Annotated in this window: 24 protein-coding genes; 20 read left to right on the plus strand and 4 right to left on the minus strand. The window is 46.7% G+C overall.

Annotated features, from left to right (window positions below):
- Positions 1 to 161: 161 nt before the first annotated feature.
- From LG211_RS17765 to pduL, 10 genes are all read left to right on the plus strand, one after another.
- Entirely contained in the window at positions 162 to 1,754 is a 1,593-nt protein-coding gene (locus LG211_RS17765) for a sensor domain-containing diguanylate cyclase (RefSeq protein ID WP_148399132.1), read from the plus strand.
- 133 nt (positions 1,755 to 1,887) lie between these two features.
- A complete protein-coding gene (locus LG211_RS17770; RefSeq protein WP_148399131.1) occupies positions 1,888 to 2,502 on the plus strand; it encodes a CYTH domain-containing protein in 615 nt (204 codons plus the stop codon).
- Between the two features lie 155 nt (positions 2,503 to 2,657).
- Positions 2,658 to 3,941, plus strand: a complete 1,284-nt coding sequence (gene tig / locus LG211_RS17775) for a trigger factor (RefSeq protein ID WP_269478126.1) — start codon at positions 2,658 to 2,660, stop codon at positions 3,939 to 3,941.
- 111 nt (positions 3,942 to 4,052) lie between these two features.
- Positions 4,053 to 4,634: an ATP-dependent Clp endopeptidase proteolytic subunit ClpP gene (clpP, locus tag LG211_RS17780; protein WP_148399129.1), complete on the plus strand. Its 582-nt coding sequence runs from the start codon at positions 4,053 to 4,055 to the stop codon at positions 4,632 to 4,634.
- Positions 4,635 to 4,650: 16 nt separating this feature from the next.
- Positions 4,651 to 5,925 (plus strand): ATP-dependent Clp protease ATP-binding subunit ClpX, encoded by a 1,275-nt coding sequence (gene clpX, locus LG211_RS17785; protein ID WP_148399128.1) that lies wholly within the window; start codon positions 4,651 to 4,653, stop codon positions 5,923 to 5,925.
- Positions 5,926 to 6,093: 168 nt separating this feature from the next.
- On the plus strand, positions 6,094 to 8,475 hold the full coding sequence (lon, locus tag LG211_RS17790) for an endopeptidase La (protein WP_148399127.1): 2,382 nt from the start codon (positions 6,094 to 6,096) through the stop codon (positions 8,473 to 8,475).
- Positions 8,472 to 9,059, plus strand: coding sequence for a ribosome biogenesis GTP-binding protein YihA/YsxC (yihA, locus tag LG211_RS17795; RefSeq protein ID WP_148399126.1), 588 nt, complete (start codon positions 8,472 to 8,474; stop codon positions 9,057 to 9,059). Before lon ends, yihA begins: the two co-directional genes overlap by 4 nt.
- The gene (locus LG211_RS17800) at positions 9,060 to 9,404 is read left to right on the plus strand and encodes a YkvA family protein (RefSeq protein ID WP_148399125.1); all 345 of its coding nucleotides are present in this window, start codon (positions 9,060 to 9,062) and stop codon (positions 9,402 to 9,404) included.
- 4 nt (positions 9,405 to 9,408) lie between these two features.
- Positions 9,409 to 9,936, plus strand: a complete 528-nt coding sequence (gene hpt / locus LG211_RS17805) for a hypoxanthine phosphoribosyltransferase (protein WP_148399124.1) — start codon at positions 9,409 to 9,411, stop codon at positions 9,934 to 9,936.
- Positions 9,937 to 10,025: 89 nt separating this feature from the next.
- The gene (gene pduL / locus LG211_RS17810; RefSeq protein ID WP_148399123.1) at positions 10,026 to 10,598 is read left to right on the plus strand and encodes a phosphate propanoyltransferase; all 573 of its coding nucleotides are present in this window, start codon (positions 10,026 to 10,028) and stop codon (positions 10,596 to 10,598) included.
- Between the two features lie 83 nt (positions 10,599 to 10,681).
- Here the strand turns inward: pduL and LG211_RS17815 are convergent, their stop codons facing one another.
- Positions 10,682 to 11,485 (minus strand): hypothetical protein, encoded by an 804-nt coding sequence (locus LG211_RS17815; protein WP_269478127.1) that lies wholly within the window; start codon positions 11,483 to 11,485, stop codon positions 10,682 to 10,684.
- Between the two features lie 368 nt (positions 11,486 to 11,853).
- On the opposite strand from LG211_RS17815, the gene LG211_RS17820 reads away from it, so the two are divergent.
- Positions 11,854 to 13,236 (plus strand): radical SAM protein, encoded by a 1,383-nt coding sequence (locus tag LG211_RS17820; protein ID WP_269478128.1) that lies wholly within the window; start codon positions 11,854 to 11,856, stop codon positions 13,234 to 13,236.
- Between the two features lie 81 nt (positions 13,237 to 13,317).
- Here LG211_RS17820 and LG211_RS17825 read toward each other — a convergent pair whose 3' ends face one another.
- Positions 13,318 to 13,809 carry a stage V sporulation T C-terminal domain-containing protein gene (locus LG211_RS17825; protein ID WP_148399174.1) on the minus strand — a complete coding sequence of 164 codons (492 nt, stop codon included), beginning with the start codon at positions 13,807 to 13,809 and terminating at the stop codon, positions 13,318 to 13,320.
- A gap of 234 nt (positions 13,810 to 14,043) precedes the next feature.
- Between LG211_RS17825 and cls the strand changes: the two genes are divergently transcribed.
- The 8 genes from cls (at position 14,044) to LG211_RS17865 (ending at position 22,339) form a co-directional block, all read left to right on the plus strand.
- On the plus strand, positions 14,044 to 15,594 hold the full coding sequence (cls, locus tag LG211_RS17830) for a cardiolipin synthase (protein ID WP_269478129.1): 1,551 nt from the start codon (positions 14,044 to 14,046) through the stop codon (positions 15,592 to 15,594).
- An 80-nt stretch (positions 15,595 to 15,674) separates the two neighbouring features.
- Complete coding sequence (locus LG211_RS17835; RefSeq protein WP_148399176.1) at positions 15,675 to 16,961, plus strand: amidohydrolase; 1,287 nt, start codon at positions 15,675 to 15,677, stop codon at positions 16,959 to 16,961.
- A gap of 16 nt (positions 16,962 to 16,977) precedes the next feature.
- A complete protein-coding gene (locus LG211_RS17840) occupies positions 16,978 to 18,615 on the plus strand; it encodes a putative polysaccharide biosynthesis protein (RefSeq protein ID WP_253020040.1) in 1,638 nt (545 codons plus the stop codon).
- A gap of 196 nt (positions 18,616 to 18,811) precedes the next feature.
- The gene (locus LG211_RS17845; protein ID WP_148399178.1) at positions 18,812 to 19,090 is read left to right on the plus strand and encodes an HU family DNA-binding protein; all 279 of its coding nucleotides are present in this window, start codon (positions 18,812 to 18,814) and stop codon (positions 19,088 to 19,090) included.
- Positions 19,091 to 19,143: 53 nt separating this feature from the next.
- Positions 19,144 to 19,386 carry an RNA-binding S4 domain-containing protein gene (locus tag LG211_RS17850; protein WP_148399179.1) on the plus strand — a complete coding sequence of 81 codons (243 nt, stop codon included), beginning with the start codon at positions 19,144 to 19,146 and terminating at the stop codon, positions 19,384 to 19,386.
- A gap of 55 nt (positions 19,387 to 19,441) precedes the next feature.
- Positions 19,442 to 20,341 carry an acyl-CoA dehydratase activase-related protein gene (locus LG211_RS17855; RefSeq protein ID WP_148399180.1) on the plus strand — a complete coding sequence of 300 codons (900 nt, stop codon included), beginning with the start codon at positions 19,442 to 19,444 and terminating at the stop codon, positions 20,339 to 20,341.
- Positions 20,338 to 21,414 (plus strand): 2-hydroxyglutaryl-CoA dehydratase, encoded by a 1,077-nt coding sequence (locus LG211_RS17860; RefSeq protein WP_148399181.1) that lies wholly within the window; start codon positions 20,338 to 20,340, stop codon positions 21,412 to 21,414. Before LG211_RS17855 ends, LG211_RS17860 begins: the two co-directional genes overlap by 4 nt.
- Positions 21,395 to 22,339, plus strand: coding sequence for an acyl-CoA dehydratase activase (locus tag LG211_RS17865; RefSeq protein ID WP_269478130.1), 945 nt, complete (start codon positions 21,395 to 21,397; stop codon positions 22,337 to 22,339). Before LG211_RS17860 ends, LG211_RS17865 begins: the two co-directional genes overlap by 20 nt.
- A gap of 59 nt (positions 22,340 to 22,398) precedes the next feature.
- On the opposite strand, the gene LG211_RS17870 is transcribed toward LG211_RS17865, so the two are convergent.
- Positions 22,399 to 22,782, minus strand: coding sequence for a DUF4363 family protein (locus LG211_RS17870; protein WP_148399183.1), 384 nt, complete (start codon positions 22,780 to 22,782; stop codon positions 22,399 to 22,401).
- On the minus strand, positions 22,767 to 23,483 hold the full coding sequence (locus LG211_RS17875) for a DUF421 domain-containing protein (protein WP_148399184.1): 717 nt from the start codon (positions 23,481 to 23,483) through the stop codon (positions 22,767 to 22,769). Before LG211_RS17875 ends, LG211_RS17870 begins: the two co-directional genes overlap by 16 nt.
- Positions 23,484 to 23,569: 86 nt before the next feature.
- On the opposite strand from LG211_RS17875, the gene LG211_RS17880 reads away from it, so the two are divergent.
- Complete coding sequence (locus LG211_RS17880; protein ID WP_269478131.1) at positions 23,570 to 24,826, plus strand: MFS transporter; 1,257 nt, start codon at positions 23,570 to 23,572, stop codon at positions 24,824 to 24,826.
- Positions 24,827 to 25,076: the final 250 nt, after the last annotated feature.

Below are 25,076 nucleotides of genomic sequence, written 5' to 3' on the forward strand. Positions count from 1 at the left end.
TTTGTAAATGAGGGGCAGTCCCATTAGCGAAGTTCTAATGGGATATGCCCCTTCTTCCATTTGAATATTGGCTCTATCAATAAGGGACAAAGCTGTGCTATAATAATTGTTAAGGAGTATCGGGTGCTCGAAAGGGAAGCGACGCAAGAGGAGATAATCATATGTATTACAGCAATCTTAATATTCACATTGTAAGCCAAGAATCCTTTCTTGAATCTGCGGTAAAAAAGGCCGCAGTTCCTCAGCGATTCACCATTACCGTGCGCACGTTTTCAAAGCTTACCCCGGAGAGTCTAAAGCAATACGATCTTTTAATTTTGGATGGCATAACAGGCATTCAAGAGGATGAAATAAAAAAAGGTCTCAAAGAAGATGCCAAAGTAATCCTGTACGGAAACGGAGAGGAGCTGGCGAATCTTCAGAAAAAGCTGGGACAGCAATATGAAGATCTGTGGATTAAGCCCTGCCAATGGGATTTCATAACAGCTCGATTGGAACATCTGCTGAATAAGATTAAATTGGAAAAGGACCTGTGGATCACGCAGAATTACCTAGATACTGCTATGGACAGTATTCCTGACCTGATCTGGTTCAAGGATATCCGCGGAGCTCATCTGAAAGTCAATCAAGCTTTTTGTGAAGCAGTGGGCAAGACAAAAGAAGATATACAGGGCAGGGGCCACTACTACATATGGGACCTGGAGCCGGAAGAGTATGCAAAAGGAGAATACGTTTGTCTGGAGACAGAAGAAGAGGTGCTGCGGAGGAAAGAAACCTGCCTCTTCGACGAGCGGGTAAAAAGCAAGAATGGGCTGCGCCAGTTCAAAACTTATAAGTCCCCGATTTTTGGCCAGGACGGGCAGGTGCTGGGGACCGTGGGAATCGCCCATGATGTGACCGATCTGCAAAATATGGGAACTGAACTGGAAATCGTGCTTCAGAGCATGCCCTTTGCCATTCTTGTGAAAAACAGCGATGGTATTATTCTCAATATTAATCGTAAGTTCTCCGAGTATTTTGGCGTATCGGCAGAAGAGATGGCAGGCCTGGACTATGATTCGTGGCTGGAAAAGCTTAATTATAAGTTCACAGACAGGCAAACGGACGGCTGTATGGAAATTGCAATTCAAACAGACGGGCAGGAACATATACTGGAATTTCATAAGGAACCGATTTATGATATCTTTTCTGATCTGGTGGGTGAAATCTGTATCTGCAGAGAAGTGACAGTGGAACGGGCTTTGGAACAGCAGATTCTTCACAACTCCCATACGGATTTTTTGACGGGACTGTATAACAGACGTTATTTCTATGAATATATGGCAGAGAATCGAAAAGACAGAAAGATCAGTATGATCTATATGGACATGGATGGCTTTAAACAGGTGAACGACACTTGGGGACATAAGGCTGGAGACGAAGCGCTCATTCTAGCGGCCCGAACGATGGAAGCTTGTTTTCCTGACGCTTTTGTCACCCGTCTTGGCGGGGACGAATTCCTGATCACCATTCTTGGCTGCTGCGAATTAGCCATTTTGCAGGAGCGGGCGCAGGGCCTTCTATACAAGATGGAGGAGGCGTTTTCAGAATGCGGGGCTTTAGAACAGTTGTCTGCCAGCATCGGAATCGCACAGAGCCGCGATCCTCAGGCGGATATCGATACCGTGCTACGTTGGAGCGATATGGCCCTCTATAGGGCAAAAGAACAAGGGGGAGGTCGATGCTGCGTTTATTGTTCAGCGCTAGACTATTAAGAAAAATGGAAATATATGTTTGTGTGGATAAATTTCACTTGAATTTACACGCATAAGATGATATCATGCTATCCGTACTTGCTTTTAGGTTACACAGAAGAATAGTTGAACAGTTGAAAAAAAGGGAATCTTTATGGAAATTGAGTTAAAGTATGCAATCAACAGCAAAGAGATCGCGCAGCAGATCTGGGATGACGAAGAATTAAAGGCGATAGAAGAACCCCAGACCAGGGAAACCGTGTTTATGAAAGCGACCTATTTTGATACGGACGACTTTGATCTATGCAAAAACGATATGGCTTATCGTGTTCGCAGTGACGGAGACCGGCTGGTTGCTTCGCTCAAATGGGGCGGAAAAAACGAAGGCGCGCTCCACACAAGGGAGGAGATCAATATCCCGGTGACCAATAACCACCCCAATCCGGTTACGTTTGAAGAAAGCGATATTGGTAAGGATCTGATTCAGATTATCAGCGGCAAGCCGCTGCGTCCGATCATGGAAATGCAGATTGAACGGCGCAGATTCCGGCTGGATACAAAAGATACGATCATGGAGGTTTCAATCGACGGCGGCAAGATCGCTACTGAAATGGGATCGGCTCCTATATGCGAGGTCGAGGTGGAACTGTTTTCCGGTGAACAGGAACCGCTTCTTGAAATCGGACAACTGTTGAAGGAAAAGTATGGCGTCGTATCAGAAAAACGAAGTAAATTTTACAGGGGGTTAGTCCTTCTGGGACAGCGATAAGAAGCTGTTTTTACGATAAAAGAGCGAAAAAAGGGACGGTTTGGGCTAGTTTTTGGCCGATAAGCGGCTCCTTTTTTGATTTTCCTTTACTTTTCAGGGGAAAAGAGGTATAATAATATGCACTATGTGTTGATTATTTAGGAGGATATAAATTAATGAAGGCAACATTTATCTCAAAAGAAAAAAATGATGTGAAATTCTCGATAGAATTTACACCAGAAGAATTCGAACAGGCGCAGATCAAAGCTTACAAGGCTTCCAAGCATAAGTTTACCATCGATGGGTTCAGAAAGGGCAAAGCCCCGCGGAGCATCATTGAAATGCATTATGGAGAAGGCATCTTCTTCGAGGATGCGGTAAACGATCTGTTCTCGGAAAACTATCCAAAGGCGCTCGACGAGCTGGAACTGGATGTCATCGACCACCCCAACGCAGAGTTCGGCGGATTGGAAAAAGGCAAAGGCTTTACCGTAACCCTTACGGTTCCCGTATACCCGGAAGTGGAAGTGAAGGATTACAAAGGCGTTGAAATCGAAAGAATCAGCGACGAAGTAACAGCAGAAGACGTGGATAAAGAGCTGGAAAACCTGCAGAAGAGAAACTCCCGCATGGTGCTGGTGGAACGGCCGGCCAAAGAGGGAGACACGGTTCTGATCGATTACGAAGGATGGGTAGGCGATACTCAGTTCGAAGGCGGCACAGCTGAACGCCAGCCGCTGAAGCTGGGCTCCAACACCTTTATCCCCGGATTTGAAGAGCAGCTGATCGGCGCTTTGCCGGGCGATGAAAAAGATGTCCAGGTAACGTTTCCGGAAGAATATCATTCTCAGGATCTGGCGGGCAAAGAGGCTGTGTTCAAGTGCAAAGTACATGAAATCAAGGAAGAAGAACTTCCTGAGCTCAACGATGATTTTGCGAAAGATGTCAGCGAATGCGATACATTGGATGAATTAAAGCAGGAAACTGAGGAAAACTTAAAGAAGGCTGCTGCATCACGCGCAGAAAGCCAGATGAAGAACTCGGTGCTGGAAAAGGTTTACGAAGCTAACGAAATCGATATCCCGCAGGTAATGGTAGAAGACGAAATCACCAACATGATGCACGAATTCGACCAGCAGCTGCGCGGACAGGGAATGGGCCTTGAGCAGTATTTCGAATATCTGGGCAAAGACCCTCAGGATTTCAGAGGCGAGCTTAAGGATGACGCATACAAAAAGGTTAAGACCAGAATGCTGGTAAGCGCTGTTGCGGATGCGGAAGATATTCAGGCATCAGAAGAGGATCTGGATAAAGAGATCGAATTGATGGCAATCCAGTACAAACTGGACGCAGATAAGATCAGAGAAATGCTCGGCGTGCAGAACCTGGGATTCATCGAAAAGGATATTCGAATCAGAAAAGCTGTAGATTTTATGTTCGAACAGGCTGTAATTAAATAAAATATGTTTGAAGCATAAAAAAACAGTGAATAATGATAATGGGAAGTGGAAAGTCTGAATTACAGACTTTTCATTCTCATTATGAAAAGAAGAAAGCGAGGATTTTACGCAATGGCATTAGTTCCTTATGTAATTGAACAAACGAGCAGAGGAGAGAGATCCTATGATATTTATTCCAGACTGTTAAAGGACAGAATCATTTTCATAGGTGAAGAAATTGATGAACACTTAGCCAGCTTAGTCGTGGCGCAGCTTTTATTCCTCGAGGCGGAAGATCCGGATAAAGACATCTGTATCTATATCAACAGCCCCGGCGGTTCTGTGACGGCAGGCATGGCGATCTACGATACGATGCAGTATATTAAACCAGATGTTTCTACAATTTGTATCGGACTGGCGGCAAGCATGGGAGCGTTCCTGCTTTCAGCGGGCCAGAAAGGAAAACGATACGCACTTCCAAATGCGGAAATAATGATCCACCAGCCGCTGGGCGGAGTTAAAGGCCAGGCGGAGGATATTAAGATACACGCTGAATGGATCCTGAAGACCAGAGAAAAGCTCAATCGGATCCTCAGTGAGAATACGGGGCAGGATCTTTCCCGTATTGAGAAAGATACGGATAGGGATAACTTTATGAGCGCGGACGAAGCTCTTAATTACGGGCTTGTCGATCATATAAGCAAGTCCAGATAACAGGGGGAAATGATTCATGACGAAATATGATGAAAACAGAGAATTGAAATGCTCCTTCTGCGGAAAACCGCAGAGTCAGGTCAAACGCCTCATCAGCGGTTCAGGAGTATATATCTGCAATGAATGTGTGGGCCTTTGCCAGGACATTATCGCAGACGAAGAGCGTGCAAGCGAAAAGCATGCAGTAACAGGAGACAGCTACCGGCTGCCCAAGCCGATGGAAATTTCACAGATTCTGGGAGATTATGTCATCGGTCAGGACGGAGCAAAAAAAGCTTTGGCCGTAGCCGTCTACAATCACTATAAGAGAATCAACAATGTATTAAGTTCAGGGGATGATGTGGAACTGCAAAAGAGTAATATCGTCATGATCGGGCCAACCGGATCCGGCAAGACACTGCTGGCACAGACCCTGGCAAAAATTCTCAATGTACCCTTTGCCATTGCCGATGCCACAGCGTTGACAGAGGCCGGCTATGTAGGGGAAGATGTGGAGAACATTCTGCTGAAACTGATTCAGGCTGCAGATTATGATATCGAAAAAGCACAGAAAGGCATTATCTATGTGGATGAAATCGACAAGATTGCCAGAAAATCCGATAACCCTTCCATCACCAGAGATGTGAGCGGAGAAGGGGTGCAGCAGGCGCTCCTGAAGATCTTAGAGGGAACTATCGCCAGCGTGCCTCCCCAGGGCGGGAGGAAACATCCCCATCAGGAATTCCTTCAGTTCGATACAACCAACGTGCTGTTCATCTGCGGCGGCGCTTTCGACGGACTGGATAAAGTCATTCAGCGCAGAATGGGTGAAAAGACCATTGGGTTCAATTCAAAGATTAAAGAAAGCTTGATCGAAGAGTCGGAGATTCTGAGACACATCCAGCCGGAGGACCTGTTGAAATACGGATTGATTCCGGAATTTATCGGCCGTCTGCCGGTAATTGTGACCCTGGAAGAGCTGTCAAAAGAAGCTTTGGTACAGATTATCACCGAGCCGAAAAACGCTCTGCTCAAGCAGTATAAAAAACTGTTCGCCATGGACGATGTGGAGCTGGAGATCGAAGACGAAGCCATCGAACGCATTGCCGAAAAAGCCATTGAGCGTAAAACCGGCGCCCGCGGCCTGAGAGGAATACTGGAAAATGTCATGACGGACATTATGTATGAAATTCCTTCCAGAAAGGACGTGGAAAAATGCATTATTACCAAAGAAACAATAGACAAAGAAATCGAGCCAAAACTGCTCTTGATCGATCAGAGCAAAGCAAAAGCGCACGATGAGACTGCATAAAAAAAGGGGCGGCTTGCTGATAAGTCGCCCTGCTTATCATATAGGAAATCTCCAATGCATGGCATTTCCTATAATTCAAAAAAGTTCACCTTGTGAAAGTGAGCGCGAAGCGCAGATAACGTTTTGTAAGGAAACTTTTTTATATTATTACAATCAGGAGGACAGATTATGACAGAAGAAATGAATATAAAAGAAGAAGTCAGCAAAGAAGCGCTTGACTTTGAAGACGAAAATGTGCTGACGCTGCCAATGATCCCTCTGCGGGGCCTTTCTGTGTTTCCAAACATGGTGCTCCATTTTGATATTGGAAGAGAAAAATCCATCAACGCACTGGAAAAAGCCATGGTGATGAACCAGTACATTTTCCTGGCGGCACAGAAGGACGAAAATACCGACCTGCCCACACCGGAAGATTTCTACCATGTGGGTACCATCGGCAAGATCAAGCAGATGCTCAAACTGCCCGGTGATTCTATCCGGGTACTGGTGGAAGGAGTCTGCAGAGGACAGATCGATGAAATCATCTTTGAAGTACCCTATTTCCAATGCGTGGTAACCAAGATCGAAGATCCGGAACCGGAGGAAGTGTCGCCAAAGACCGAAGCCTTAATGCGCGCCGTACTCAATGGGTTTGACGAATATCTGGCGGTAAACCAGAAGCTGGCGCCGGAAATCTTTCCTACAGTAGCGGGCATTGAAGAGCCGGGCCGCTTCGCGGATATGATCGGCTCCCATCTGGATATCAAGATTGAAGACAAGCAGATTTTGCTGGAAACCATCGATGTGGATGAAAGGCTGGAAAAGCTCAACGAACTTTTGGCCAGAGAAATTGAAATTCTCAATATTGAGCAGGACATCACTACCAAAGTAAAATCTCAAATGAACAAAAACCAGCGGGAATACTATCTGCGGGAGCAGATGCGGGCGATTCAGGATGAACTGGGAATCAGCGAAGATCTGGAAGACGAAGTGGAAGACTGGTTGGAACAGCTGAAAAAGCTCAAACTGGACAAGAAAATAAACGAAAAAATAGAGAAAGAAATCAAGCGTTTCGGCAAGATGCAGCCGGCCAGCGCCGAGGCGTCGGTAAGCAGAACCTATATCGAGACGATCCTAGGCCTTCCGTGGCATAAGGAAAAGAAAGGAAACATCGATCTTTCCAAGGCGGAAAAGATTCTCAATGAGGATCATCATGGACTGGAAAAGGTCAAGGAACGGGTATTGGAATACCTGGCAGTGATTCAGCTCTCTAAGAGCTTGAAGGGGCCGATTCTGTGCCTTGTAGGACCTCCGGGAGTCGGAAAAACGTCCATTGCCAAGTCGGTTGCCAGAGCCATCAACCGGGATTTTGTCAGAATGTCCCTGGGCGGCGTCCGGGACGAAGCGGAGATTCGCGGACACAGAAGAACCTATATCGGAGCCATTCCAGGCCGCATCATCACCTCCATCAAGGAAGCCGGCAGCAAGAATCCGGTGTTCCTTTTCGACGAAGTGGATAAGATCGGCGCTGATTTCAAAGGCGACCCAGCTTCCGCGCTGCTGGAAGTCCTGGACCCGGAACAGAACAAAGAATTTACGGACCATTACCTGGAAGTGCCATTTGATCTTTCCAAGGTGATGTTCATTACAACGGCCAACACCATCGATACCATTCCAAGACCCCTTTTGGACAGAATGGAAGTGATCAACGTGGCCGGCTATACAGAGGAAGAAAAGGTTAAGATCGCGCAGGATTACCTGATTCCGAAAAAAGTCAAGGAACACGGCTTAAAGGAAGAGAATATTAATTTCTCAGAAAAGGCTCTGCGAGATCTGATCAACTATTATACGAGAGAATCCGGTGTGCGTAATTTGGAACGGGAGATCGCCAATATTTGCCGGAAAGTAGCCAGAAAGATCGTTGGCGGAAAGAAGACAAATTTCCGCATAACTGAGAAGAATCTGGAAGGCTACCTGGGCAAGCGGCGTTTCCACTATGATATTATTACCGGAGAAGCCGAAGTGGGGGTAACCACCGGCCTGGCTTGGACTGTGGTTGGAGGAGATACGCTCTTTATCGAAACCACGGTAGTGCCCGGCAGCGGCAAGCTGGTGCTGACCGGCCAGCTGGGCGAAGTGATGCAGGAGAGCGCTAAAGCTGGAATCAGCTATATCCGTTCAATCGCTGACAAGCTGGAGATCAACCACGATTTCTATAAGGAACAGGATCTTCATATTCATATTCCGGAAGGAGCTGTTCCAAAGGATGGCCCGTCTGCAGGTGTGACCATGTGTACGGCGATCATCTCCACGCTGACCGGCACGCCGGTGAGAAAAGATGTGGCCATGACCGGCGAAATCACCCTTCGGGGAAAAGTTCTGCCAGTGGGTGGAATCCGTGAAAAAGTTTTGGCTGCTCACAGAGCGGGCATTAAAAAAGTTCTTCTGCCCGCAGAAAATGAACGGGATATTGAGGATATTCCAAAGAACGTCCGCAGACAATTGGAGTTCGTCCTAATCCATACTGTGGATGAAGCCCTGGAGCACGCCTTAGTAAAGGATGAAAAATGATCATAAAGAAAGCAGAATTAGAAGCAGTAACCGCCAGAAAAGATCAGTATCCGGAGGACAACCTGAAAGAGATCGCTTTTGCAGGCCGGTCCAACGTGGGCAAGTCCTCCCTGCTCAATCTGCTGACTGGCCGCAAAAAGCTGGCTAAGGTCAGCGGCAATCCCGGCAAGACCAGGACCATCAATTTTTACCGCATCAACGATACTTTTCGTATCGTTGATTTGCCTGGTTACGGATACGCAAAAGTATCTAAATCCGTGTCAGAGAGCTGGGGCAGCATGATGGAAACTTATTTTCAGAACCGTCAGGGCTTGATTAAAGTGGTGCAGCTGGTAGACATCCGCCATGCGCCGTCCAAACAGGATGTGCAGATGTATGATTTTTTGCGCCATTACGGTCTCGACGGTCTGGTGGCAGCGACTAAGGCAGATAAGGTTTCGAGAAACGAGCTGCAGAAGTGCATCCGTCAGATACGTACGACGTTGAAGCTGTCTGCTGACGATAAGGTAATCCCTGTTTCTTCACTGAATAAGACCGGACATGAGGAGCTGCTTTCTGAAATGGAAATTCTTTTGGAGGATTAAATGCAGTTTTTTGGTTTTAGAGTAATCATCAAAAGAATAAAGGCAATTCGATTTATGATGAAGGATAAGTCTGTGCCTAAGCGGAAAAAGGCGCTGATCATAGCGGGCATCATCTATTTGTTCCTGCCCATTGATCTGATCCCGCCGATTCTGTTTCCCATCGCCTGGGTCGATGACCTGATTTTGTGGCTATGGATTTTGTGGCATCTCAGAGAAGAACTGGATAAGTATTGGATGGGCGGTAAGGAAGTGGACCTTTCAAAAAAATATCGTGGAAAAACGGTAATAGATGATGTAGAATATGAAGTTAGGGACAAAGATAAAGACAAAGACAAAAAGGAGTAACAATATGGCAAGAGATGTGGTTGGTGAAATCATGATCACCCAGGAGCAGATCGATGAAAGAGCGCGCCAGATCGGAGCTCAGATCACGGAAGATTATAAAGGTGAGGAAGTGGTGCTGGTTGGAATTCTGAGAGGGGCAGTCCTCTGGATGGGCGATATTATGAAAAATGTGGACCTGGACATGATCATCGATTTCATGGCAGTCAGCAGCTATGGCGCTTCTACCAAATCATCGGGCGTGGTTAAGATCATCAAGGATTTGGATTCGGATATCGAAGGCAAGAACGTAATCATCGTCGAAGACATTGTGGATTCAGGCACGACCCTCAATTATCTGAAGCATTATCTGCAGAACCGCAACACGAAGAGCGTCCGCATTTGTACGCTGCTGAACAAACCGGCAGGCAGGCGGGTGGAAATTGATGTGGATTACATAGGTTTTGAGGTGGACGATCGGTTCATAGTCGGCTACGGTCTGGATTTTGATCAGAGATACCGCAATCTGCCATATATAAGCTTTTTAGAAGATTGAGTCTGCGCTCTGTAAGAATGCTGGCTTTGCACGTTGGGTATTCTTTACTTTGGGCAGCTTCAATAAATAGAAAAAGGAGATACATAAAAATGGGTTACAAAGTTCAAATTGGTTTATCAAACAAGCACCTTCATCTGAAAGAAGAGGATATCGAGATCCTGTTCGGCAAGGGCCACAAGCTCACTCCGACGAAAGATTTGGTACAGCCGGGACAGTTTGCTTGCGAGGAAAAGGTTGACATCGTAGGACCGAAAGCTACGCTGAAAGGCATCCGCGTATTGGGACCGGCCAGACCGGAAACACAGATTGAACTGGCTGCTACAGATGCCAGAGCGATTGGGATCAAGGCCCCGGTAAGAGAGTCAGGCAAGCTGGAAGGCACGCCGGGCTGCAAGCTGATCGGACCCTGCGGAGAGGTTGAACTGGATCACGGCGTAATGATCGCCCTGCGCCATCTTCACCTGAATCCTCAGCAGGCGGAAGAAGCCGGTCTGAAGGACAAAGATGTTGTCAGCATCAAGATCGAAGGCGAAAGAGGTTTGGTTTTCAATAACGTGCTGGTTCGTGCAGGTGTGAAACATGAAAAAGAAATTCATTTGGACACGGATGAAGGAAACGCAGCTGGATGCGGACCAAATACAATGGCAGAAGTCATTAAATAGTTTCTGATTATGAAAACAGGCGGCTTTTTACAAAGTGCGTCTGTTTTTTTTGTTTGCAGCAGGGCGGCTGCCACACTCTGTGGTCATGAGAGAAACATGGAAATTTGGTCGTTGATTTGCTTGAAGGTGAGGGGCTGAGCTTTGGTTTCCCAGGTCATGATCAGGTTGTCTCCCAGAAAATAACCGTATTTGCTGTACATGTCCAGTTTGCTCAGGGCTTTTCCGGCATATGCAGGATCGTCCATTTTGCCGAAATGCTCCCAATAGACCAACTTGCGGTCATGGGACCGTGGAATGCAAAAGTCAGGATAGATAACATGACTCCCTAAGATCAACTCCGGCTCATAACGAAATATGAACTTGTTCTGTTCCAGCTTGGTTGCGATCATGGCCTCGGCTTTTGAGCGGGTCTGCAGGCCGTTTTCCGATTCATGGATGATGTCCTCCCTATGGAAAGGGTTTGAAGGGTAATCCGCATCTTTCCAGGTTTCAGGGTTTAAATCTCCGTCAAGCAAAAGGAAATCCGAATTAAAACCGGCATAGGCGGACGCCATTCGCTTCCGGACATCCCAAAAATCATAGGGCTTGAACTTTTTTAATAGCTTCTCACAGCAGCACACATTGTTTTTCAATAATGGCAGCGCTTTCTTTATATATTGAAATTCTGCAAGTTCCTGCTTTAAATTGTCTGCGCCTTTCCAGGCTGGCGGGATGGGAATCTGAACAGTCCTCCCCTTTTCGGATATCACGCGATAATAACATCCCTTTTTACAAGACAGGCTGCCATGGGGCAGTTCTTGCTGCCGCTGCTCCAGCTTCTCAACAAGCTCCTTTTGCCTTTGATATTCATTTTTTAATGCCTCCATAAGTTTGAGCTGCCTATACATAAAACCTCCTAACACATGAAAAGTAAATTTTTTACATTATAGCATTTAATGGAAAATTTTGCAATAATTTTAAACAAAATTACATTTAATTAGCTTTTAATACAAATCTACTGCATTTTTGATTTTTTGTATCAAAAATGCAGGCTGCAGGGTTTGACTTTACCAATTTTCCCATTTTGAAACCCCAAAAATGAAATTTTTTATGTTTTACAAACAAATAAGTACTGCGAGCCCATGAAATAAATACAAAAACCTACAATTTTCGTTTTTCTGCATCCACCCGCCCTCTCAGCCCGCCCCCTTGCATTTCACCTTAATAGGGTGCTATAATTATACTAATCATACAAATGTTGGGGGGATGTGTAACAATGGCTGACTTAACACTGAAGGAAAAACTTCAGGCTGCGGGCCTGAAAACGGTCATATCCTATGTGGATAAGGATCCGGATCAAAACATACCAAAGATTGTTGACTGGCTGCTGAAACACGATATCGGCGGCGACAGCCTGACACCTCAAGTAAGAGTCATCAAAAAGTACATCAATGACAAGGACAATAACTGGTATAAATTGATCAAGAGTCTCTGGACAGACTGCGATGACGGAATTCGAAGAAAACTCTTCGAAAATTTTATCATTAATGCCGGTATGCTGGGGCCGAAAAAACAACTGAAAGTAAAAGAAAAGTACAACTGCAACGTACCGTGGGCGATCCTGCTGGATCCCACCTCTGCCTGCAACCTGCACTGCATAGGCTGCTGGGCGGCGGATTACGGCCATCATATGAGCCTCACCTTTGAAGAGCTGGACAGCATTGTAACCCAGGGCAAAGAAATGGGTACCTATATGTATATCTTCACAGGCGGTGAGCCGCTGGTGAGAAAAGACGACGTCATTCGCCTCTGCGAAACCCACGATGACTGCGCATTTTTATCCTTCACCAACGCAACGCTGATCGATGAAGCCTTTGCCGATGAAATGCTGCGGGTAAAGAATTTCATACCGGCCATGAGCATTGAAGGCTTTGAAAAGGAGACCGACGAAAGAAGAGGAAAAGGTACTTATCAGGCCATTATGAAGGCGATGGATATCCTGCGTGAAAGAAAGCTGCCCTTTGGAATTTCCACCTGCTACACCAGCACCAATGCGGAAGTCCTTGGCAGTGAGGAATTTTTCGACGCGATGATTGAAAAAGGCGTCAAATTTGCCTGGTACTTTACATATATGCCGGTTGGAACGGATGCCGAACCGTCGCTTCTTGCAAAGCCGGAACAGAGAGCGTTCATGTATCGTCAGATCCGAAAGTTCCGAACCACAAAGCCGATCTTTACCATGGACTTTTGGAACGACGGAGAATTCGTCGGCGGCTGCATTGCAGGAGGGCGTTCTTATCTGCATATCAACGCCAACGGCGACATTGAACCGTGTGCGTTCATCCATTACTCGGACTGCAATATTAAAGATACAACCTTGCTGGAAGCTTACCAGAAGCCGCTCTTCATGCAGTATCACGATAATCAGCCCTTCAATGATAATATGCTGAGGCCGTGCCCGCTGTTGGATAACAAAGGAAAATTGGCGGAAATGGTCAAAGCCAGCGGCGCTCATTCGACGGATATGCAGAGCCCGGAGGATGTTGATAACCTCTGCGCCAAGTGCTTTGCTGCTGCTGATAAATGGGAGCCGATCGCGGACGAACTTTGGGTGAACAATCCAAAACATCAATACGCAGGACCAAGGGTTAACAAATAAAAGAACCGTAAAAAAACACCACATTCCCAAGCAGCTTCCGTCTGCTTTCGGAGGTGGTGTTTTTATATGGGCTGCGGCGCCTTAGTGTTCCATCTGCTTGGCGAGGAAAGAAGCTCCAATTTCAGCCGCCTTAAGTTCCACATCAGTAAGGGTGCGGTTCTGCTTGGGCAGAATGGTAATTGATCCGATGGCATCTCCGTGGGCCAAAATTGGAACCACGATCTTGGCCTCATTATGGAAGCTGGTCTTGCTTTGAATGATTTTGTCGAGCTCATAGTCCACTTTCTTATCCATATATTCAGCTTTGCTTCCGCCGGATACCGCAACAATTTGATCCGTATCGGAAACAATGACAGTGCTGTCCAGAATCGATGCCGCTGTTTCGGCATATTCGCCGGCAAACTGACCAAGCTCGTTGATGGGAGAGTATTTTTTCAGGATCACCTCCCCATTGCTGCTGGTATAAATCTCCAGCGGATCACCTTCGCGTATGCGCAGGATCCTTCTTATTTCTTTGGGAATCACCACCCTTCCCAGGTCGTCGATTCTTCTTACAATTCCTGTTGCTTTCATAGCTTATAATCCTTTCTTCGTTGTTGATCTTTTGTGTTCAAAGATAGTCTTTGCTAAAATAAATGAAATATACTGCCTGCAAAAGAAAAATAAGCCTAAAATCTTTGACATTTATTAACGGAGATAGTAACATTCTTAATAGGATGTGCGCAGTATCGTCGCAGAAAAGGCCATTTTGATACTGCGCCGGCTGATTCAAACGGCCGATGCCGTAACGAAAGCTTGGAGATGAATATGCGAAAAATTAAAGGTTTATGGAAGTTACTGTTTGGAAGAACCACTTTACTGGTGTTGTTGCTGCTCTTTCAGGTAGCGGTACTCATAGGCGGATTTGCCCTTTTAGATAAATATGTATTTCTTTTCAACTATATAATAGGCTTTATTTCCTTGATTATTCTGCTCTATATACTCAATGCCAGACAAAATGCCAGCTTTAAGCTGACCTGGATCATGCTAATTATGTTTACTCCATTTTTTGGCGTGGTTTTTTATCTTTTTACCAGGGTACAGCCAGGAACTAGATTTATTGCACGCCGAATTGAGAGCACGATTGAACATCAGCGGCCCTATTTAGCGCAGGACCCCCAGCTGCTAACGCGCCTGCAGGCTGAATCCCCGGAAACGGCGGGGCTGGCCAAATACATCCATGACAGCGGTAACTATCCGACTTATGAAAATACCCAGGTAAAATACTTCCCTTCAGGTGAAGATAAATTCCGGGAAATGGTCAAAGCGCTCAAAGAAGCAAAAGAATTTATCTTCATGGAGTATTTTATCGTAGATAAAGGTTTCATGTGGGACACGGTTTTGGCGATTTTGGCGCAAAAGGTAAAGGAAGGAGTTGAAGTCCGCTTCATGTATGACGGCACCTGTTCCCTCTCCCTGCTGCCGCCCAAATACCCGGACAAACTGCGGAAGATGGGCATCAAATGTAAGGTTTTTGCTCCCATCATGCCGTTTTTATCGACCCATCAGAACAACCGGGATCACCGAAAAGTTCTCGTTATCGACGGGCACACTGCATTTACCGGAGGGATCAATCTGGCCGACGAATACATCAACGAAATTGAACGATTTGGACACTGGAAAGACACGGCGGTCATGGTCAAAGGCGATGCAGTGAAAAGCTTTACCCTCATGTTTCTTCAGATGTGGGATATTGCTGAAATCAATACACCGACGCCAACTGCCAAATATATTCGCAGCGGCTTTGAACCAGCAATGGATCTGCCGGCCGAAGGCTATGTGATTCCCTATGGCGACAGCCCGTATGATACCGAATATGTAGGAGAACGGGTCTACATGGATATTCTCTATAATGCCAAGCGCTATGTTCATATTATGACGCCCTATCTGATTCTGGATGAAGAAATGATTACGGCTTTGACCTATGCAGTCAAGCGGGGCGTGGAGGTCATTATTATGATGCCCCATGTGCCGGATAAAATCTATGCCTATCTTTTGGCACGCACTTATTATGGTGAACTGATCGATGCCGGTGTGGAAATCTATGAATATACGCCAGGTTTTGTGCATGCAAAGGTATTCACAAGTGATGATGAAAAGGCAGTTGTCGGGACGATTAACCTGGATTTCCGAAGCCTTTACCTGCATTTTGAGGATGCGGTTTTTATCTATAAAAATCCAGCCGTGGCCTCGGCGGAAGAAGATTTTCAAAGGACTTTGGAAAAGTGCCAGAAGATTACCAAGGAGGACTGCCGTCAGTACAATGTATTTAAAAAGCTTTTAGGCCGGGTTTTGCGCTTGGTAGCGCCATTGATGTAGGAATTGCAGGGTTGGTATTCATGCCCATTTGTGATATAATAATTCCCGCTATTGAAAAATTGGCAAGGGAGAGGATAAAAATGCTGTTTAGCAACATAACCATAATTGATGAACATTTTCATGCTGTTGAAAATATGTATGTTGGAATAGATGGACAGACGATTACTTATATTAGTAAGGAGGCTCCCCAAAAGGCTTTTGGCCGGGTCTACGACGGAAAAGGAAAACTTTTGATGAGCGGGTTTTACAATACGCATGCCCACTCGCCGATGACGCTGATGCGCGGTTACGGAGAAAATCTGGTGCTGCAAGATTGGCTCAACAAAAAAATCTTTCCTTTCGAAGCCCAGCTGGACGGAAATGCAGTCTATTGGGCCACGCTGCTCGCTATGGCAGAGTCGATCCGCTTTGGAATCGTATCCACTACGGATATGTATTATTTTTCGGAAGACATGGTGAGGGCTGTCATAGAAAGTGGAGCAAAAAACAATATTTCCAGGTCGATCACCTGTTTTGACGATTCCAATCTCTTTGACCTTGTTGGCGCGAAGGAAATGAAAGCGCTGTATGAGAACCATCATAACGATGCCGACGGCAGGGTCAAAGTGGATATGAGCATTCACGCAGAATACACTTCGACGCCGAAGATTGTCCGGCAAATGGCGGACTATGCCAAATCCATCGGCGCTGGCATGCATGTACACCTTTCTGAAACAAAGTCCGAACATGAGGAATGTAAACAGAGACACCAGATGACACCTGCAGCTTATTTTTATAAGCTGGGCCTCTTTGATACGCCGACAACGGCAGCCCATTGCGTTTGGGTCGAAGGCGACGACTTCCATATTCTCAAAGAAAAGGGGGTGACGGTAGCGTCCAATCCGGTGAGCAATATGAAACTGGCCAGCGGTGTATGTAATGTGCCGAAGCTCTTGGATATGGGGATCAATGTTTCTTTGGGTACGGACAGCGTTGCCAGCAATAACAGCCTTAACTTCATTGAAGAAATGAAATACTTGGCTACGGCGGCCAAAGAAAAGCTGGGCGATCCAACGGCTGTTACGCCGAAGCAGGCCTTATACGCTGCCACCAGGGCGGGCGCACTGTCCCAGGGGAGAACGGACAGCGGTCTGCTCAAGGAAGGGTATAAGGCGGATCTAATCGTTTTGGATATCAGCGGACCCCATATGCATCCGGTTCATGATCTATGCAACAATGTGGTTTATTCCGCATCCGGAAGTGATGTGCTTATGACGATGGCGGACGGCAAAATCCTTTATGAAAATGGAAGACATTTCACAATTGATGTGGAAAAAACGATCTATGAAGCAACCAGAGCTACAAAACAAATCTTGAAGGCTCTGTAGGGGTATAGGAGGAATTATGGCTAAGAAATCCTTTGTACAGGGAGCAGCAGTCCTGGCGGTAGCCGGGCTGATGGTAAAAGTATTGGGGGCAATTTTCAGGATCCCCCTGGGAAATTGGATCGGCGATGTTGGCATGGCTAACTACAACCCGGCCTATTATGTATACAATTTTTTTCTGATTCTGGCGACAGCGGGTATACCGGTGGCGATTTCGAGAATGGTTTCTGAGCGGGTCAGCTTCGGACAGTTCGGAGAGGCTCACCGAGTCTTTAAAATCTCCAGGATACTAATGCTTGCCATTGGTGCGGTATCCTTTGTGGTCGTTTTCTTCGGCGCTGAATTCTTTGCGGAAAAAGTCAATGTGCCTGGTGCGGCACTGGCTATGCGGGCCATTTCTCCGGCACTGCTCTTTGTACCGGTAATGGCTTCCTACAGAGGTTATTTTCAGGGCATGCAGGATATGAAACCGACTGCGATTTCCCAGGTAATCGAGCAAGTGTTCCGTGTAGCGGTAGGTCTCAGTTTGGCTTACTTCTTTTTCCACAGTGCGGCAGCACTGGGTTCTGCAAGCAAGTTCCAGCCGGAAGAGACCGGAGCCGCGGGTGCGACTTTGGGGGCAGCCGCGGGAGCAGTAGGAGGCCTTCTGGTCATGCTGATCGTCTATTCCATGAGTAAGGGCAAATTAAAGAGAAGAATCAAAACTCAGCGAAAAATGCGTAGAGTGGAACCGAGCTCTTCGATTTTAAAAAAAATTGCGATTATTGCCGTTCCCATCACCATTGGCGCGGCGATCATGCCCATTGTAAACCTGGTGGATGTAACAATTGTGGTTAAACGGCTCCAGGACGCGGGCTGGGATCCGACCCAAGCAAGGGCGATGTACGGCCAGCTGAGCGCTTTTGCAGGATCGCTGATTAACTTCCCTCAGGTGCTGACCCAGGCGGTGGCCATGAGCCTGGTGCCCCTTGTGGCAGCGGCGTATAAACAAAAAGATATTCGTTACTTACAGGAAAATGTGTCCACTGGACTGAGAATGGCGGTTATCCTGGGGCTTCCCTGTGCATTAGGTCTCTTTGCCCTGGCTGAGCCGATTCTGGTTCTCCTGTACCCGGCCCGGGAGGCCAGTGCGATCAGCGCTGCTCCCTGTCTGATGGTAATGTCAGTAGGGGTTGTCTTTCTTTCTACGGTACAGACACTCACCGGCGTACTTCAAGGTGTGGGCAAGCAGATGATTCCGGTCCGCAACCTGGCCATCGGAGTTGTAGTTAAAATTATCATAACATGGACTTTAACAGGAATTAAGTCTATCAATATATTGGGAGCCGCCGCGGGAACGGTGACTGCCTATTTGATCGCCTCCGTACTGAACATCATTGCTGTGCGCAAACATACGGGTACCAAGTTCGATCTGATGTCTACGGCAGTAAAACCGCTTATCTCATCCGTGGTAATGGCGATCTGCGCGTGGGGCAGCTACAAGATTCTGTTTACGGTGTTATCCGGGAGCAGGCTGGCAACGGTTGCAGCAATTCTTTTGGCAATGGTAGTATATGGAATTATGGTATTTGCAACGAAAACAGTGACAAAAGAAGAAGTTGCGAAGATGCCGAAGGGGGATAAAATCGTCCGCATTTTAGATAAATTCATAAAGTAATGAAGCAATCCCGTAGGAATGCCCTTTTTTTAGTCAAACTGATGCAAAACTGTTGACAAAACCATTGAAAAATGGGACAATAAGCATCAGAGAGAGTGGAGGAACTTACTAGAGATTATTAAAAAAAGCTTTTAGCAAGCAGAGTGGGACAAACCGCTTGATCAATACTAATTTATTTTTTAAGGAGGAATTATTGATGAATAAGGCTGAATTGGTAGCTGCAGTAGCAGAAAAGACAGGGTTTACAAAGAAAGACGCGGAAGTTGCAGTGAATGCATTTGTTTCCAGCGTTGAGGAAGCTCTGGTAAAAGGGGAAAAGGTACAGTTGATCGGATTCGGTACTTTTGAAACTCGTCAGAGAAAAGCCAGACAGGGCAGAAACCCGAGAAAACCAGGCGAAGTCATTAAAATTGCCGCATCAAAGGCTCCTGTTTTCAAGGCAGGCAAAGCGCTTAAGGATGCAGTAAACAAATAAGCGATAGAAATAAAGGGCAACGCCAGTTGCCCTGTTTTTTTTAAGAGGTGAAAATGAGAATCGATAAATTTCTTAAAAACTCAAGATTAATCAAACGTCGGACTGTGGCAAAAGAAGCATGTGAACAGGAACGGATCTTGGTAAACGATAAAGTCGCAAAGCCGGGAACGGAAGTAAAAGAGGGAGATGTGATACACATCCGGTTCGGGAGCAGCAGTGTAACGGCGCGGGTAATTAAGCTCTTGGACTCCAGCCGGAAAGAAGATGCTGCTGACATGTACGAGATCATAGAATAAAATGGAAACCTTCTGTCAACAATAACCTTGAGACGGTTTGACGGGAGGTTTTTTTATGCGTGTCGGAATACCAAAAGCATATTTTTATTATGCCTATAAACCCTTTGTAGAGGCATTCTGCCAGGGCCTGGGAATCCAGGTGGAAATAAGCGGGGATACCGATCAGGAGACTCTAAAACAAGGGAACCTGGCCTGCGTTGACGAGGCATGCCTGCCGGTCAAAGTGATGTGCGGCCATGTAAAAAAACTGGCTGATTGCTGTGACGCGATTGTTCTGCCCCGGATCATGAATACGGAATACGGAGAATCAATATGTCCCAAGGTTGCAGGAGCAGCAGATCTGGCTGCGGCAGCAGGCGTGGAAGACAAGCTGATTTTTACCGACCCCCTTTATTTGCACGACCGTAAAAAATTAGAAAAAGCCCTTTGGAAAGCGTGTAAAAAATTAGGCGTGCGCAGAATGGATTTTAAGGTAAATTTTCTCAACGCTCTATTGACGCAAGAGATGGCCCTAAAGGGGCTGGATGAGGAAGGCTATGATTATAAGGTTTTTCTAGCAGGTCACTGCTACAATATTTATGATTCTTTTATTAATATGGATTTGATCAATAAGCTGCATGGGATGAAGATTGGCGTGGTAACCGAGGAGCGGGTGCCACGGGAAGAAAAAGACAACGGCCTTGCCTATACCGATCTGATGAAAAAACCATATTGGTCTTTTTTTGTGAACAATTTTGGGAGCATGGAGGCACTGCGGAAAAAAGGAATCGACGGCATCGTTTATCTTTCTTCCTTTTCATGCGGAACGGATTCCTTTACCGTGGAAATGCTGAAGAACAACCTTAAGGGACTCCCTTTGCTGGTGTTAAAACTGGACGAACAGCGGGGCGAGGCTGGGTTTGATACCAGGCTGGAGGCTTTTGCCGAAGTTCTGAAGGGGAGGCGGCAGGCATGAAGGTGACGTTTCCCCATTTGGGTCCCGCATATCTGGCAGCGGCGCTGGCTTTCAAGGAACTGGGGATACCGGCCGTCGTACCGCCGGCCAATTCGGGAAAAACGTTGGAAAAGGGCAAGTCCGTTTCACCAGAAGAAATGTGCCTGCCTTTTAAATTTATGGCGGGAAATTTGATCGAAGCTTATGAGCTGGGAGCACGGCGTGTAATTATGCCGGCAACCATGGGGCCGTGCAGATTAGGGGAATATGGCGAACTGCTGAAACAAGTCCTAGGCCGTGCTGGTTATAAGATGGAGTGGATCCTCATGGATACGCCCAAATCGATTGGATATAAGGAGTGGCTGCAGCGTCTGGCCCTAGCGGGAAGCGAAAGCGATGCGTCAGTTCTCCAGGCAATACGCGTACTGGGCGGCAGTATCCGATTAATGACCTCACTTGACCGCCTGGAAACAAAGATTAAGGCTAGGGCGGGTTATACCAGTCATCCTGGCGAGTGTGTACGACTTCTCCGATCGCTTCGAAGAGAACTGGAGGTTAGCGAAACGCTGTCCGGTGCCCGCCGCGTGATTGAAACGTATGAGAGAGCGGCCAAAGCCCTTTCCCACAACCCTGAATGTGAGCCGATCAGGGTCCTAATTACAGGAGAAATTTATACTTCTATTGAATCGGCTGCCAATCAAAACCTGGAAGAACACTTGATGCAGATGGGATGCTCGGTGAGAAGACCAGTTAACATCAGCTGGTGGATGGGGCATACAATCCGTTCAGCGTTCCCAATACGTTCAAAGGGAAAGAAAAGTCCATATCTTCCTTATAGTATCGGCGGATATGCTAAGGAAACGGTTGAGGAAATATGGGGCTCTAAAGAGGACGGAATTATACAGATTATGCCGGCCGGGTGTATGCCGGAAATCGTTGCAAAGGCTGCCAGCAATTTAGTCCAGGAAAAACAGGGGGTGAAAATCCTTCACCTGGTATTCGATGAGATGCAGGCAAATGCAGGATATGAAACTAGAGTAGAAGCGTTCGTGGATATGCTGGAAAGGAGAAAACGTGTATTTCTTGGGAATTGATGTGGGATCAATCAGTACGGATTTGGTGGTGATCGATGAAGCTTGCAGCATAAAAGAACAATTATATCTAAAGACAAAGGGCAGACCGTTAAATGCGATCGCCGAGGGTCTGAGGGAACTGGGGCGGCAGTTTGATTCGACGGATATTGGAAAAGCGGGAACCACCGGCAGCGGCCGAGGGCTTGCCGGAGCCTTTGCCGGCGCTGATGTGATCAAGAATGAAATTACGACTCACGCCGTTGCTGCGGCAAAGATCGACCCGGATATCCGTACTATCATTGAAATCGGCGGACAGGATTCAAAGCTGATTTTGCTGGAAGACGGGCTGGTATCTGATTTTGCCATGAATACGGTCTGCGCTGCCGGGACAGGTTCATTCTTGGACCGGCAGGCGGAAAGGATGGGAATCCCCATCGAAAAATTCGGGGAGGTTGCGCTTCAGGGCAGGAATCCGGCGCCAATAGCCGGCCGCTGCGCGGTCTTTGCAGAGTCAGATATTATTCATCAGCAGCAGATGGGCGTTTCCGAAGAAAATCTCCTGGCCGGCGTCTGCCGGGCTTTGGCGGCCAGTTATTTATCCAATGTGGCCCAGGGAAAGAAGCTGCTCCCAAAGGTCTGCTTTCAGGGTGGAGTGGCCGCTAACAAGGGTTTGAAAGCCGCATTTGAAGAAGCGCTGGATATGGAAATCTTCGTGCCAAAGGAGCACAGAATCATGGGAGCATATGGGGCCGCGCTGCTGGCCTGGGAACAAAAGGCCCGGCCAGGGACCGCCTTCAAAGGCTTTGACCAGGGAAATCTGGATGTGGAAATCAAAGAAACATCCTGCTGCGACTGCCCGAATCAGTGTAATGTAATCAGGCTCTTTCATGAGGGCAGGTCCATCGGAGCATTTCAGGATCGGTGCGGTAAGTATCAAAGGGTCTAGTAAAAATATGTAATAAAATTGGGCAGGCCGCGTAATGCGGATGCCCAATTTTTTTGCAGTTAAAAAATGTTTCCGGCGGATAAGGACTCATTGTAATGGAGGAAGGTCATCTGCTCCTGCAGACATGCCAGCTCTCCGGTTGAATTGGAATCATCCTTAGCCTTAATATAATATTTAGACTTGGCGATGGAGTAATCGGCTTCGTTGATGGCGTCGGTATCAAGGAAGAAGGCAGCTGTCTTTTTATATTTGTGCCAGCTGTCGGAAACTTCCTCAAAATGAGCGTATGCATCATCCCAGTTTTTTGCTTCGATCTCAGGAATGATCGTAGTTTCAATCTGATCAATGTAGCCCTGCAGTCTGGTGTCTGAATAATTGTCAAACACGCACCAAGCTCCCACCAGCACTCCCAGACAGATCAATGAGACTATGAAGTTGCGCATGATGTCACCTCCGTGGCTTTCTTTTTATCCGGGCTGGATACATACACATGAAGTTTTTTCGCCTCATCACAAAAAGCAAAGAACACCTCTTCGTATCCGTTCAAGTCAAGCTCCTTCAGATGTTTCTTTAACGCATCTTCGTTCCAGCCCAATGCGAGCAGGTTGCTTCTGTACAGGGTTCCGTCAGCTATGAGAATCAAAGGCATGGTCTCCTGCTGCTTGGATATGTCCATATCGCTGGGAGTCAGAGGCTTTTTGTCCGCCTTGGGGATAATCGAAAGTTCGCCGTTTGATTCCATGACCGCATACTCCACATCGGAAAGAGAGGGTGCGTTGCCGATTCGCAGCTGCTCCATCAAATCGTTGATGGATATGCGCAGGTTTTTCAGCTCTTGTTCATTGATTTCGCCCTTTTCAATTAAAATACTGGGTTTTCCGTTGAGAAAATTTTTCACAGTTTCACTTTTAATCGAAATCAGCGAGATTAATACCTGCAGGAAGAGCAGTGTAAAAATCGCAATGACGCCATTGATGAGTGAAGCAGTGGAAGATTCGATGGGAATTGCCGCAAGCTCGGCGATCATAAAGATAACGACCAATTGAAACGGGGACATTTTGGACAGTTCTGATTTGCCCATGACTCTTATGGTAAACAGTACGATCAGATACAGTACAACCGTACGAATTAATATAATTACCAAAATAATTCACCTCCGTATAACATATATAATGATATTGTGTACCGAACAAGTCTTTGATATACTCCCAGTAAGTGGAGATGATAAATATGAAAAGAAGTTATGTCGGTTTTTCCCTGCTGTATACGTTTTCCTTTATGGCTTTGGGATCCTTCATGCCGCTGATCGGCCAATATCTGGCCTTCATCGGATTTTCCGGCACGCAGATCGGAACTATAACGGCTGCTGGTACTTGCGTGGCTATTTTTGCCGGAGCATTCTGGGGAAAAGTTTATGACGGCAGCAAAAACAAATATTTGTTGATTATGCTGCTGTGTTTGGCTGCTTCCCTGATCGCGGTTTCTTTGCTTGCGATAAGATGGTATCCACTGTTTTTGCTTTTATATGGATGTATGTATTTTTTTCAGGCGCCGGTGATGCCTCTTTCCGATTCGCTGACTTTGGAAGAATCACTGCCTTTCAGCCGTATTCGAAAATGGGGCGCGGTTGGTTTTGCGCTGGGCGTGTTCGGTTCCGGCAGATTGGCGGCCATGATCGGTCTAGAGACTATTTTTTGGTTTTACAGCATTTGTTTTTTTCTATCCGCTTTGCTGCTTATGCTCATGACAGGAAGCCGCGGATCGGTCAGGCAGAGTGTCCGGCAGAAAAAGACGGGCAGCTACCGCATGCTGCTGCGGGATAAGCGATTGATGCAGCTGATTCTTTGTACTTTTTTTGTGGGCGGCACCAATGTGGCCAATAATACATACTTTAGCTTTCTATATATAGAAGGAGGAGGGACTATCGCCGGGGTGGGAATTGTCATGCTTCTCATGGTGGGCAGCGAGGTGCCCTTCATGCAATGGTCTGCCAGGCTGGCCGGGCGCTTTTCCCTGGAGAAAACCATTCTTGGCGCAATTGGCGTTTCGGTAATTCGGTTTTTCATCTATAGCTTGGAGCCTTCTTATATTATCCTTGCGCTTCTGTTTTTTATGCAGGGAGCGGTCAATGGGATCATTCTTGTGGAATTTGTCCGGTATGTCAATCTGCTGGCCCCCTCCGGCCATGAGGGAATGGCGGTGGCTATGTACTATGCTCTGGGCAGCAACGGCAGCGCGATCGTCTGCCAGCTCATCGGCGGGGCGGCGCTGGATCGTTTCGGCCCCGGCGGCGTCTATTTCTTCTTTGCCGCATTCAATTTGATCGGACTGATTCTGTACCTGATTTTCGGTCTGCAAAAAAAGAGTAAAAAAGAAAGAGAAAAGCGGTTGACAGAGGGGAAGAAGTTTGGTAATATAGACAAGCTGTCAGGTGAGGCGGCGGAGTCAACGCGGGAGAGAAGAAACGGACCGAAAAAAAGAGGTTGACAAAGCAAAGCGCACATGGTAGTATATAAAAGTTGTCTCAGCGAGGCCGAAGGGCCGAAGCAAAGCCGAGGACGTCGAGAAAAAGCTAAAAAAAGCCCTTGACAAATTGGAAAAAATGAGATAAACTAGAAAAGCTCCGCAAAACGGAGCGGCCGCCTGAAATGAAGGGCGACAGAACCTTGAAAACTTCATAGTGTAGAAATTTAGTCAAAACGGGAATCGAGAGATTCTCAAGGAGATTAAAGAAAGA

This window comes from Hominibacterium faecale (assembly GCF_020734085.1).
GTDB lineage: Bacteria > Bacillota > Clostridia > Peptostreptococcales > Anaerovoracaceae > Hominibacterium > Hominibacterium faecale.